8 protein-coding genes are annotated in these 12846 nt (G+C 61.0%); 6 read left to right on the top strand and 2 right to left on the bottom strand.

What is annotated here, in order from left to right:
* From SX243_21235 to SX243_21250, 4 genes are all read left to right on the top strand, one after another.
* Positions 1-1317: outer membrane protein transport protein (locus SX243_21235; protein MDY7095509.1), on the top strand; the 1317-nt coding region annotated here is incomplete at its 5' end.
* Positions 1318-2112: 795 nt separating this feature from the next.
* A complete protein-coding gene (locus tag SX243_21240; protein MDY7095510.1) occupies positions 2113-2391 on the top strand; it encodes a hypothetical protein in 279 nt (92 codons plus the stop codon).
* 89 nt (positions 2392-2480) lie between these two features.
* Complete coding sequence (locus SX243_21245) at positions 2481-5048, top strand: CHAT domain-containing protein (GenBank protein ID MDY7095511.1); 2568 nt, start codon at positions 2481-2483, stop codon at positions 5046-5048.
* Positions 5049-5202: 154 nt separating this feature from the next.
* The gene (locus SX243_21250) at positions 5203-7359 is read left to right on the top strand and encodes a caspase family protein (GenBank protein ID MDY7095512.1); all 2157 of its coding nucleotides are present in this window, start codon (positions 5203-5205) and stop codon (positions 7357-7359) included.
* 1070 nt (positions 7360-8429) lie between these two features.
* On the opposite strand, the gene SX243_21255 is transcribed toward SX243_21250, so the two are convergent.
* Entirely contained in the window at positions 8430-8642 is a 213-nt protein-coding gene (locus SX243_21255) for a hypothetical protein (GenBank protein MDY7095513.1), read from the bottom strand.
* A gap of 1494 nt (positions 8643-10136) precedes the next feature.
* On the opposite strand from SX243_21255, the gene SX243_21260 reads away from it, so the two are divergent.
* Positions 10137-11018, top strand: a complete 882-nt coding sequence (locus SX243_21260; GenBank protein ID MDY7095514.1) for a hypothetical protein — start codon at positions 10137-10139, stop codon at positions 11016-11018.
* Between the two features lie 86 nt (positions 11019-11104).
* Here the strand turns inward: SX243_21260 and SX243_21265 are convergent, their stop codons facing one another.
* A complete protein-coding gene (locus tag SX243_21265; GenBank protein MDY7095515.1) occupies positions 11105-12319 on the bottom strand; it encodes an aminotransferase class V-fold PLP-dependent enzyme in 1215 nt (404 codons plus the stop codon).
* A 101-nt stretch (positions 12320-12420) separates the two neighbouring features.
* Between SX243_21265 and SX243_21270 the strand changes: the two genes are divergently transcribed.
* The coding region (locus SX243_21270) for a hypothetical protein (protein ID MDY7095516.1) at positions 12421-12846 on the top strand (426 nt) is incomplete at its 3' end.

Here is a 12846-nt window from a genome sequence, read left to right on the forward strand (position 1 = left end):
TGGGGACTGAAGGCGGCGTGCATTTTGATTCTGATTCTCGCCATGGTGGCTTGGCCGGCGGCAGCCCAGACCGATGACGAAGCTGGCGCTGGAGTGACGTTCAATTTCTCCACTCCCGGGGCTCGGAGCCTGGGCATGGGAGGAGCCTTTCTCGGTTCGGTGGACGATGCTTCGGCGGCTTACTCGAATCCGGCGGGCCTCCTGCAGCTTTCGGAGTCCGAGGCCTTGATCGAGGGGAGCCGCTGGCGTTATTCGACTCCTTTCTCATTGCGCGGCCGAGCTGCCGGCCAGCCTACTGGACTTGGTGTGGACACCCTCGGATCGATTGAAACCGGTCAGGCGGAGAGCGAGCTTTCGGGTTTTTCCTACGCAGCGGCGGTCTATCCGCGAGAAGACTGGGCTGCCGCGGTCTTCATGCATCAGGTGGCGCGGTTCGAGTCCTCTTTTGAAACGGAGGGGGTTTTTGGTCTGACGGGACGTCTCCGTCCAGTGAGAGCCCGTTATTCGCTGGATATCCGCCAGTTTGGGGTTGCCTTTGCGAAGGAGTGGCAGAACGGCGTTGCGGCTGGCCTGAGTCTGTCGGGATACTCGCTCAAGCTAGATTCACTGACTCAGCGCTATACTACTCTCCCCTTCTACTATGGGACGCCTAGTTTCTCTCTTGGACGGGCAATTAATTTTCAGGCGCAATCGGCGGACGGGCAGGAATTGGGGGTGATCTTCGGCTTGCGCTGGGATCGGTCTGACAAGCTGAGCGTAGGCATGGTCTATCGGGTTGCGCCACAATTCGACCTTTCCGTCCGCTCAGAGTCTCTATCTCCGGATTTCCCTCCGAGCCAACGTGTGGTCTTAGACGATGCGGTAGGGGTGTTCGATATTCCGGACGTGGCGGGATTGGGGATTTCCTATCGATTCTCTCCCCAGGCGACGATCAACTTCGACCTGAATCGTGTTTACTATTCTCAGCTCAGCCGGGAGATCTTTCTGTTCTTGGATGAGAACGAGGATCAACCGGTTACCGCGGAAGACTATGCTCTGGATGATGTCTTACAGGTTCACCTCGGCGGCGAGTATGTGTTTGCAGACTGGCGCCTGCCGCTGGCCGTACGAGCCGGCGCATGGCTCGATCCGGATCACCGCCTTCACGCCGACAAAGGCTCAGCGCTCAACCAAGCTCGTCTACCGGAGGGCGAGACACTAGTTCACGGCAGCTTGGGCGTGGGGTTGCTCTTCGGCTCCCGAGTGCAGGTCGATGCCGCGGTGGACTTCTCCAAGCAATCGGATACAGCTTCTGTCTCCGCGGTAGTTCGGTTCTAAGTCATGACCGTGACCAGGTTCGTAGGGCCGCGGGATGGCGCGGTGTCGGGTTTGCTGAGGCTGTGGCAGTGGCTGCGAGTCGCTGGAGTGATGCTGCTGATCTCCACGGTGAGTGTCTCGGCAGCCCATGCCGATTTCCACAGCAGTTTCAAAAAGGCAATGCGCGCCATGGACTTCGAGAATTGGAGCGATGCGAGGCAGTATTTGCGGTCCGCCATCGCGCAGCAGCCGGCTGGTTCCCTGGGTTCCAAGGTCTTGATCTACGGGAATCGCTATGAGCGCTATCTACCGCATTACTACTCCGGGCTTGTTGCCTACAAGGTCAACGATTGTCAGGGGGCGATGCGAGCCTTCGAGCGCTCGCTGCAGGAGGGCGCGGTCGGGGGCTTTCTGCGAGGCCGTTTGCTCTTGTATATGGACGTCTGCGGCCAGCGGCTCGGCAAACCCCTGCCGCCAATAGCGCGAACCCAGCCGCCCCGCTCTCGTCCTTCGACATCTCCCGCAAGCTCATCGAACCCTGGAACCTCTTCATCGCGCTCCGGCACACCCAGCTGGTCCGGGCAGCCTGGGTCCACTACGGGTTCGGGAACCAGCGGACCGGTGGCGAGGGGAGGCGGTGGCTCTGGGACTGCAAGCGGTGGTTCTTCCGGTGGAGTGGGAGGCGGTGGTACTTCTTCGGGGCGGTCGACCTCGGGCGGTTCTGCGGGGAGGGCTTCAACAGGTTCCAGTGCAGGAGGGTCCGGGCGGAGTGCCGCGAGGCCCCCTCAGTCGACCACAGCGGTGAGAGCCAAGGAATTGGCCAAACGGATCCGGGCAGCGGAGGAGCAACTTGATCGGGGGACCAGACTGGCCCAAGAGCTCAACGCTCGACGTTCGGCAGGGGGCAAGGGCTTTGCTCGCAATCCGGAGCACGTCCGGATTCTGGAGGCCGCCGAGCGACTGCTGTCCTCGGCACGCTTTCACCTGGAGTCAGGTCGGGCCGAAGGGGACCTGGACACGGTGGACCGCGCCCACGGCGAGGCGGCAGCGGCGTCGGAGGAGCTCTACGAGCTTCGGAAGCGCGTTGGGCGTTGAGCATGTGGGGCTTCACAATCGGAATTAGCCTGCTCTTGTTGTCTTCTTCGACGTCTACCGGGGGAGCTGCCGGGGAGACTCAGGCTCTCTTGGAACGAGCCGACACACTGAGCGAAGCAGGGCAACTTGAGGAAGCAGAGCTAGTTCTAGAAGAGCTCTGGCTAACTCTAGGAGGCACATCCTGTGGGGAGGGGGCCGAGCTGCAGGATCAGTGGCGTTGCTTCCGAGTGCTCGACGAGCTGACTCGCCTAGCGGTACGCCGTGGGCGGTTCGAGGCTGCCCGTTCTTGGAACTCGCGGGCTCTATCTCTTGGGAAGAGAGTGAAGCCAGCCTTAGGGGAATTGCTTGCGCTCCGCTGGCAAGTGGACATTGCTCGCAAGGACGGTGATTTGGAAGTCGTTGAGCGAGTGGTGGATCGTGCGTTCACTCTCGCTGAGCAGGAGATCGGCGGCGCTGCCGGTGGTTTCACCTGGTTGATGGCAGGCTTGATCGCCTATGTGGCCGAGAGGCCAGCAAGAGCCATTCCTGCTTTCGACCGAGGGATTCAAGTGTTGGGGGGAATTGGGATGGAAGAGGAGGCGACCCAAGCCCGTCTGGTGCTCTCGCTCGTATATCAACAGCTCAACGCCGACCCTGCGGCCTCCTTGCACCGCCAAGATTTTCTCGACGATGCTGGTAAAGCTAGGGATAAGAGAATCCAGGACGTGGCTCAGTTCCTAGAGGCTATGGCCCAATGGGAACGGCAGCCAGCTTCAGAGTGGGATGTAGATAGGTTAAGTAGCGAACTCTCGAATATCTCAGGCCTTCCCATGGACGAGTTTCGGCCGGTTTTCGAGATGTTGCGCCATCTTGAGGACGGTACGAGAAGACCTCAGAATGCTCTTAGTAATGAAGAACTAGATGACCTGGCGTACAAGGTTCAACAAGGGCTCACGGAGTACTCGCTGGCGGAGGCTATGGAGAGCCTTTTGTCGGCCAAGAGGCTCGTCGACAACGACCAACTACGACAGGCTGCAGAAGTACTCGAACAGAATCTCCAATCTCCTGGTACCTACGGAAATGAGCCGTGGTTTGCGATCCAGCTGAGGTTATTGAGCAACCTATACTGGCATATCGGAGAGAAGGAGAAGGCGCTACGAGCCAGGGAGAGACTTCTGGACCGAGCGGAAGAGCTTTGGGTCCACGCCGGCGCTGACGAGCTTCGCCGTAGCTGGATCGGCAAGTTCGATGACGACTATCGATTCTTAGTCGAGAGATTGCGTGAATCGGACCAGTCTCGAGCGGCTTTTGCGGTGACCGAGCGTGCCCGTGGACGTTCTCTTCTCGAGCTGCTGACCAGGGAACGGGAGCCAGGTGAGGGGCAGATCTCCAGCACCTCGCTGCGCCAAGAGTGGTCTGTTCTACGGACTCGGCTTTCCAAGCTAGAGGATGAGGCGGAGCTTAGCGGCGAAGAGTCTGACGAGCTCAAAAAAGTACGAAGCCAGGTAGCCGAAGCCCTAGTTCGGTTGCGTTTGGCTCGCGACGAGCCGCAGGCGCGGACGTCCCGTTCTGGCTTGCCAGCGCCGATCGCCGTAGCGGATCTGCAGGGCTATCTGGCCCAAGACACCTCCTTGGTGAGCTTCTATGTGGGGGAAGGGAAGGTTCTTGCTTGGGTGGTCCGCTCTGATCACTTCAGCTTGATTGAGACACAGCTCGGGCGAGATCAACTCGATCTGGTAGGTCGTTTCCGACAGGCAATCCTCGCGGAGGTCGGGATGCAGGGACTGCGGGCAGTGGCTCCTGTTCCGATTGAGGATGGGGCGGAGCAAGCCACCAGGAGCCAGCTAGGAAAAGAGCTCTTTCGACGACTGATAGAGCCACTAAGGCCTCATCTTCGAGGTCAGAACCTCTTACTGATACCCCACGAAGCCCTGCACTTCTTGCCTTTTGCTGCTCTTCAGAATCCCAGCACTGGCAAATACTTGGTCGAGGACTTCGTCCTGAGCTCGTTACCCAGCGCGTCGATATTGCCGGTTCTCCAGGGGAGGGAAAATCTCTCAGACGAGCAGAGCAACGTTCTCATTGTTGGTGACCCGAGGCCTGCGAATCCCAGACTGACACCTTTGCGTGGTGCCGCCCAAGAAGCGCGAGAAGTCGCAGAGTTGTGGGGGAGTGAGCCCTTGGTGGGAGTCGACGCTACCGAGACGGAAGTGCGACGCCGGATCGTAGATTCGGATTTGATGCACCTTGCCGCCCACGCGGTCTACCGCGCTGACGATCCTCTATTCAGCTACCTCGCCTTGACTCCAGGCGGATTGCACGATGGGAGGCTCGAGATGATTGAGGTCTTTGATGAGCTCAATCTCGCCAGGGCGCCCTCCATTGTTCTTTCCGGTTGCGAGACGGGTCTAGGTATGCGCTCGGGAGGAGATGAAGTCGTGGGTTTGTTGCGGGCTTTTCTGACCGCCGGTGCGCGAATGATCATAGCCACGCAGTGGCGGATCGCTGATCGGTCATCTGCTGATCTCATGACTTCATTCTATCGGTCTCTCAAGGGAGGCTCTTCCTTCCCAGAAGCTCTGGCGGAAGCGCAGAGACAGGCTCTTCAAGCTGTTGAAACGGCGAAGCCTTACTACTGGGCTGGTTATGCGGTCACAGGGGCGTTCCAAGAGCACTAGTTTGCACTTACGGCCGGGATGTGCAAAGTGAGCGGCCTCCCCACACTCCTACAGCTCTAAGTGTCTTTTGGGTTGCCAGCTGGCTGCAGCAAGAGTTGTAAGAAGGCAAGGTCTCAGAAGGATGGAGATGTATAGGAGCGAGAGGCTCGTCACGATGAAGGCAAAGAACCAAGGCCCAAGAGATCTCGGGGTGCTCTGTCAGTGCCTCTTGATTGTTCTAGCTTTGATCGGTAGCTCCGGCACCCTGGAGGGGGAGGAGAGGGGACCTTCAGGAGCAGGAGGGGGCAAGAGCCGTGCATTGATCGTGGCGATCTCCGACTATGCGCCTGGGACGGGGTGGCGAAGAACTCATGCTGACCGGGATGTGACCCTCATGCGCAGCCTTCTGCAAGCTCAAGGGTTTGACGAGATCCTCGTTTTGGAGGGCCCGGATGCAACTCGGGAAGGCATTGTTCATGCCGTGAAGAGTTATTTGATCGAGCCCTCCAGCGAGGGCGATCGGGTTGCTCTCCACTACTCTGGGCACGGTCAGCGAATCCCAGATGACAATGGTGATGAGCCGGATGGTTGGGATGAAGCGATCGTGCCGTGGGATGCGCCTGCCCGTGCGTCGGAGGGATATACCGGTGCTCGCCATCTTCGCGACGATGAGCTGAGCTTTTTAGTGGATAGGCTACGTCGCAAGCTAGGGGAGCGGGGGCACTTGACGGTTTTTCTGGACTCTTGCTTTTCTGCGACCCCAAGGGGGAGTGAGGATGAGCGTGCACGGGGTGGTCCTCCCCTCGGTCCCCCGGCTTTTGTAAAGATTGGCAATGAGGAGGTCGAGAGCTTGATCGAAGATCCTCCGTCCCGAGGCCAAGCGTATCGATCGATTGCCGCCCACCATCGCGCGCCTTATGCGATCTTGTCCGCTGCCCGGCATTCTGAGCAAGCCTTCGAAGTCCTGGACGAGAGCGATTTATTCGTGGGGCCGCTGACCTGGGCGGTCACTCGCGTCTTGAGCCGTGTTCCGCCAAGTGTTGATCAGGGCTCCGGCCTTGAAGACATTGCGCGCCAACTCCGGGAGACTGCGCCAACGTATCGGTTGCTATTGGAGAAGGTTCAGAAGCAGCTGCGCGGACGAGTGACCAATCAACCACAGCTCGAAGGGTATCGCGACAGCTTGGTATTCGGTGGTGGCATGGTTGTGCCGGAGCCATATTTGGAGATCCGTCGTGTGGAAGCCGGAGGCCAGCGTCTACGGGCCTCTGCCGGTTGGGTCGCGGGCTTGGGCGCTGGCAGCCGGGTAGCGGTACATCGCAGTGGCACGCTTCACCCTACGGAAGAGTCGCTCTTGGCACGAGGCATCGTAGAGAAGAGCTCTGCGCTTCATGCCGACGTGGTTTTGTCTGAGAAGGTCGACATAGAGGATCTTCGGGAGGCGCGAGTATTTGTTACTCGGCACGCTTTCGGTCAGTTTGGAATCAGAGTAGACCTACGGGCTGAGAACGCAGAGTTGGGCTCCTGGTTGAAGAGGGAGCTGAACGGGATGGTTGGAGGCTTTCGCTGGGTGCAGAGGAGTCCGGACCTTGTTGTAAGGGTCTACTGGCACAGGGATTGTGGCTGTTGGCAGGCGGAGGCGGAAACCGTACCGCAAGGAGTCTCTCTGCCCAGTGTGTCCGTAGCGGATCGCAAGCTGCTGGTCAAGGAATTGGGGCGCCGCTTGCTGGACTATGCCCGCAGTCGATTCTTGCGGAGGCTCGATGCGGAATCGGCTGCCATCGCCGTTGACCTCGAGATCGATCGTGTCGAGCCGCAAGGTTGCACTGGCAGTCCCCGCGAGCTCGATACGTGTCTCTCCTTCCCATCTTTCCCGGTCACCGACGACAGGACCTGGAGCCCCGGGGATCTTTTTCGGCTCCGAGCCCGCCACCTCGGTCGGCGTCCCGCTTTCATCAATGTTTTGGCGCTCCAGCCGGACGGAGTGATTCGCCTCTTTTGGCCTCCAGAAGAGACGGGGGATCGTACGGCTCTTCAACCTGGTGGAACTCTCAACCTGGTAGATATTTTTCAGGTTACAGAGCCCGCTGGAACAGAAATCCTGCTTTTGCTCGCATCCGAAGAATGGATCGACCTTCGACCGTTTGTCAGCTACGCTGGCGATGGACCGATGAAAGCTCCGCGAGGGGCCCACCACGAGCTGCTAGGCCCGCTGCTGGGTAGTCCCCAGTTCGACCGGTCGGCTTCAGCGCTGACCCTTTCCGAGCTCCACACGGATGCCGTCATTCTCAGAGTGGTTAGTGGGGCCGATGAGTCTCAGGGTGCGCGTTGAAGGTGTCTCGGAGACCTTTCGGTAGGCTAGCAGCCTGTGGTGAAAGTCGAGCCGCGCTGCGAGCGGCCCTTTTCCGCCGAATCTTCGTTCGAAAACCTCGCCGATACCCGCATCGCCTGCGGTTTTCCGGCCTTGATTCGACGAAAAATTGCTCGCTCTCGCTGGCGTCTGACCTTCACCACAGGCTGCAAGGGGCGGGCAGTCTGGGTTGGCTGCTCGCCCTCTTTTGCAGCTTTCTCCCCATAGCAGCATGTTCTAGTCCCTCGGTGATGTTGGAAGTCAATCCTACGATTGAAGGCTCTCCCCAGGTCTCCAGAAATCATCCTGAGCGACGAGCTCTACTCGTTGGGATCAGTGGTTATCTCAAAGCCAACGAATGGTCCACGATTCATGGCGAGGATGATCTCCCGGTACTCGCGGCGGCGCTGGAGCGTAGAGGGTTTGCCCCTTCCTCTATTCAGATGCTCGCTGGCTCTCAGGCGACCAAGGGAGGAATCCTGCGGGCGATCAGGAAGCACCTTCTGGAGCCGGCACAGCCCGGGGACGTTCTTTGGTTCCACTTTTCTGGTCACGGTCAAAGAATTCTCGATGAACCCGATGGTGACGAGTTGGATGGCTATGACGAGGCGTTGGTTCCCTGGGAGGCTCCGCGTTTGGCGCGGGAGGGGTACCGAGGCGAGCTGCACCTGCTGGACGACGAGCTGAACGAGATTTTGGAAGGGCTACGGCGACGAGTTGGCGAGCGCGGGATGGTCGTGGTGACTCTTGATTCTTGCTTCTCCGGCACCGGGACCCGTGCCTCACTTCCGGCTCGGGGATCCACGGCGATGACCTTCGCTGCCTCTTCCTCGCGCCGATCTCCTGGCAGGAGAGAGAGGGGAAGCGGTTTGGACCTTCCCAGAGCCGCCGATGGCCAAGGAATGGCCTCTCCCTGGGTTGTTTTTTCCGCTGCTTCTCCCCATCGGGCCACTTATGAGGTGCAATCCAGTGACGGAACAGTCTTGGGCGCTTTGAGTCGGGCGCTGGCCAGCAGCCTCAATTCGTCGCAGCGACTTTCGACCTATCGCCACCTATTCGATGATCTTCGATGGCAGATGATCTCCGGTGGATCTAGCGAACCGGTGGCGGAAGGCGATCTCGACTTGGAGCTTTTCGGGGAGACAGTGGTGCACCAGAGTGCGGCGTTGAAGGTCGTCTCTGTAGAGGACGCTGGCCGGAGGCTGATCGTTCAGCCAGGGACATTGGTAGGGCTCGCCGAGGGGGCGGAAGTCGAGGTTCACCATCCAGGGACTCTGAGTCCCGAAGAGCGCACCTTTCTGACCCGTGGCACGGTGAGCCGGTGGTCGCCTATCGACGCCGAGGTCCAGCTCGAGACTCCGCTAGAGTTTGATCGGTCTCTGGCTGCGAGAGTCTTTGTCACTCGCTTCTCTTTTGGTGATCTACGCCTTGGCCTTCGTCTTGAAGCCTCATCGAACAATTTCAGCCCGCGCCTACCTTCCTCCTCCGTCTTTGAGTGGGTCATGGAGGGTGAGGATCTGGTGGTGGAGCACCTCGCGAGAGACCCGACAGCAAGTCCGGCTTGGAGCCCGTGCGAAAGGGTAGACCCTGGAGAAGGCGGGGAGGCATTCTTCGATTCAGGGCCAGGATGGTGGTCGAATGCCAGCTGTCGAAGATGCTCGCCAGCGTGGAGGATCTGGGATCCCGCCTCGGGAGACCTGCTCGCCGTGCTGGCGGAACCCGCCGAGGCTTCTACGCGGGAGCTGGAACGGTATCTCTGGGCTGCGGCTCGGAATCGGTATCTGCGTAAGATTCAACTCCCTCAAGGGCGCGTGAGAGCGAGTTTTGAGCTCGTTCCGGCGGATCGCGAGGAGTCGGGAATGCAGGACTTTCCTCATCATGCCTGTTCTCCTTGGGAGCCGTCCAGCAGCGAGGCGCAGTCAGAGGCTGTTCCAATGAGCCTGCCGATCGGAACCTGCTTCAGGGTCCGGGTTCAGGTCGGGCCTTCCGGCGCCTTTCTGACGCTCCTAGATCTGCGCTCTGATGGAGGTATCGGAGTAATGTGGCCGCTGGTGGGGCGGTCGGCGGAATGGGTCGCCGGCAATTCGGTCCGCTGGCTCGGAGGCTACTATTCGACGACAGAGCCGACCGGTCTGGACCAATTGCTCTTGGTGGCGAGCCTCGAACCCCTCGATTTCCTTCCCTTTGCGTGGCCCTCGACTCCGGGAACTCGTTCGCCGACGGACTGGACTGCAGGGCCGTTTGCTCCGCTCTTCGATGAGTCCGTCAGCACGACCCGGTCCAGGCGGGTGCGGCTGGCTGGCGATGAAGCGTCTACGGCGTCGGAATTCTTGAGGGTGGTGCCCGCTGCCGGCGCAGGGGCAAGTTGCTTCTGAGCTGGTGCCGGGAACCGAGGCCGCTGCTTCCCGCGGACCGCGGTAGAGAGCTTGTGTGCTGATTGAAGAATTTGCTTGTCGGAGCGGGTTTTGTTACCTTAAAGGAAGTCAGTCGGAGTTTTCGACCCTGCCCCCCTTCAAGGCGCGGCAGCTGCCGCTCAGCCTTCTGGTCCGTTCACTGCGTTTTGGGCCGATGTCTCAGCGTGCCGGTTGCGGGCCGTCTGAATCTCGAAGCTCCGACCGACCTGTGCACGTCGGCTCGTGCACGGTTTTTCTTTTGTTTTGATTGATTTCGGGTCAGTTCATCCCTGCTGTTCGTTGCGTCGGGGAGCGCACCGGAGCGATCCGGGAGAGCAGCGCGACGTGATCCCACAAGGAGAACGTATGTCCGATCATTTCCGTTCCTTCGCTTTTCTCTTCCTCGCCCTCGCTCTGCTGCTGACGCCCCTCGGTGTTTCCGCTCAGGAGACCGCCCGGGAGGCGGCGCCGGCTACTGATGCCGCTTACTACCTTTTCCAGGCCGAACAGCTGGGTGATCCAGGCGGGTCGGTGTCGGTGCGCTTCGAGTATCGTCAGGGCTACCATGTGGTGGGCACGACCCACGCGCAGGTGAATTTCGACGGCGCCCAGTCGCGGCTGGTGCAGATCCCTTCGTCGCTGTGGAATCGTGCTCTGCTCGACGGTGAGCCGGAGGATCTACGGGTTCGGGTCTATGCCGCGGGTCTGCTGGTGGCGGACCTCGACCGGCAGGAGCTCCTGGACTACAACCGCAACCTCGCCTACACCCAGGGCCTGGAGCAGGATCTGCGCTCCTTCGGTACCAAGATCCAGTGCGACAGCCCGTGCAGCGGCGGCTGCGGCCCCTACGACGACTATGATTGCGACGGCGTCGCCAACTACACGGACAACTGCATCGACGACGCCAACTCCAACCAGGCCGACTGTGACAATGACGGCGCCGGAGACGTCTGCGACTATCTGGACGCCACCTACCAGGGTTCCGGCAGCATCGACACCTGCATGACCGACAAGGATGACCACGGGGCGTACATCACCTTCGAGCACCACGTGGAGCAGTGGATGGTGGACGTCAGCAGCTGCGGCGCTCCGAGCATGTGGAGCCGCTGGGTGCGTATGGACAACGATTGCTTCTCCTACACCGACAAGGATTGCTGCAACGGTCTGCGGAACTCCATCGCCGCGGTCGGCGACGATTTCATGTACTGGTGCGCCAACGGCATCCGCAACTACGACTTCTGTCACTGACGGTCTGTCAGCTCAGTACGATTCGAAGGGGGCCTTCACGGGCCCCCTTTTTTCATGCTCGTCGAGGAAGTCGGTCCAGAAGTAGCTCAGAGGATCTCGTCGAGCACGTCCACCAGCCGGTGGACCTCTTCCGGGGTGTTGTAGTGCACCATGCTCACCCGCACGATGCCGTCCTGCTCCATCAGCCCCAGCGCTTCGATGAGGCGGTAGGCGTAGAAGTGGCCCCAGCGGATGGCGATGTGGTGCTCGTCAACCTTCGGAGGGATCTCGCTGGCTTTGCGGCCCTCGACGGTGAAGGAGATGGTGGGCACCCGAGTCGATCGGTCAGCGGTCTCCGGGCCGACGATGCGCACGCCGGGGCGGGCGCGGAGGAAGTCGAGGAGGGGGGTGGCGAGGCGCTCCTCGTGCTCGGCGAAGAGCTCGGACACCGCCGTCAGCCCCCCTTCGCCGTGCCCCAGGTCGTGGTGAGCCGCCAGCTCTTCGAAGTAGGCGAGGATCTGCGGCAGCGAGGCCGTCAGCTCGTGGTTGGCGTTGCCCGGCTCGAGCTTCGCCGGCAGCTGGTCCTCACCGTGGAAGAAGTGATTTTGTCCGCGGGCCGCCAGCAGGTGCTCCCGCTTGCCGTAGAGCACCGCCTGGTGAGGGCCGTAGGTCTTGTACAAGGAGAAACCGTAGAAGTCCACGTCCCACTCGGTGACCCGAGGCCGCCGATGGGGCGCGTAGGCGACGCCGTCGACGCACACCAGAGCACCGGCGTCGTGGGCACGCCGCGCCACCTCCGCCACGTCAACGATCTCCCCCAGGATGTTGGAGCAGTGGGTGCAGGCCACCAGCCGGGTGCGCTCGGTGAGCAACTCCTGGAGATCTTCGAGCTCCAGCCGCAACGACTCCGGCCGGAGCTTCCACTCCTTGATGCGGATCCCCGTGGCTTCCAGCTTTCGCCAGCAGCCGATATTGGCCTCGTGGTCGACGTTGGTGACGACGACTTCGTCCCCCTCCTTCCACAGCGGCCGCAACGCCGCCGCCAGGAGCTTCATGTTGACGGTGGTGGAGGGCCCCAGGATCACCGATCCTTCCGGAGCTCCAATCCATGTCTCCATCGCCCGATGCCCAGCGGCCACTCGCGTTCCCGCCTCTTGGGAAAGGGCATAGCTGGCGCCGAGCTGCACCGGCCATCGGGTTAGGAACTCGGCGACGGCGTCGATGACACCCCGCGCCGGCACGCTGCCGCCGGCGTTGTCGAAGAGCGTCCAGCCCTCCTGGAGAGTGGGGAAGTGGCGGCGAACGAAGTTCAAATCGAGCATGGGCGGATGGTAGCACCGGAGCCGGGCTGCTAGGGCTTGAGAGGTTCGGATCTTCGACGCCCCGCCCTGCTAAGATCTGGGCGGCTTCCAGGAGCAATGATTTGAGCGATAGCGATCAGCAGCGACAGGGTTCGACCCGCCGACGGCCGGGCTGGGGAGTCTTGGCCCTTGCAGTGACTTTGGCCTCGGTGTGGGGGCTCGTCCTCACCGGCCTGTCGAGCACTCCGATGGAGGGCTCGACGGAGGATCCAGCGGCAGCTGGCGTGCTGGCGGAGCAGGGATGGTCGGTGACCGGTGGGGCGGCGCCGGGGTATATCGAGGATCAGGCCTGCGCTCAATGCCATCGGGACCTCTACCGGTCCTATCAGGAAGTGGGCATGGCGCGGTCGTTCTACCGGCCGACCCCGGACAAGCTGGTGGAGGACTTCGGTGGCCGTCCCTTCTTCCACGCGCCCTCCCAGCGCTACTACCAGATGCAGCGGCGGGACGACGGGCTGTACTTCGTCCGCTTCCAGCTCGACACCGAG

Source organism: Acidobacteriota bacterium (genome assembly GCA_034211275.1).
GTDB lineage: Bacteria > Acidobacteriota > Thermoanaerobaculia > Multivoradales > JAHZIX01 > JAGQSE01.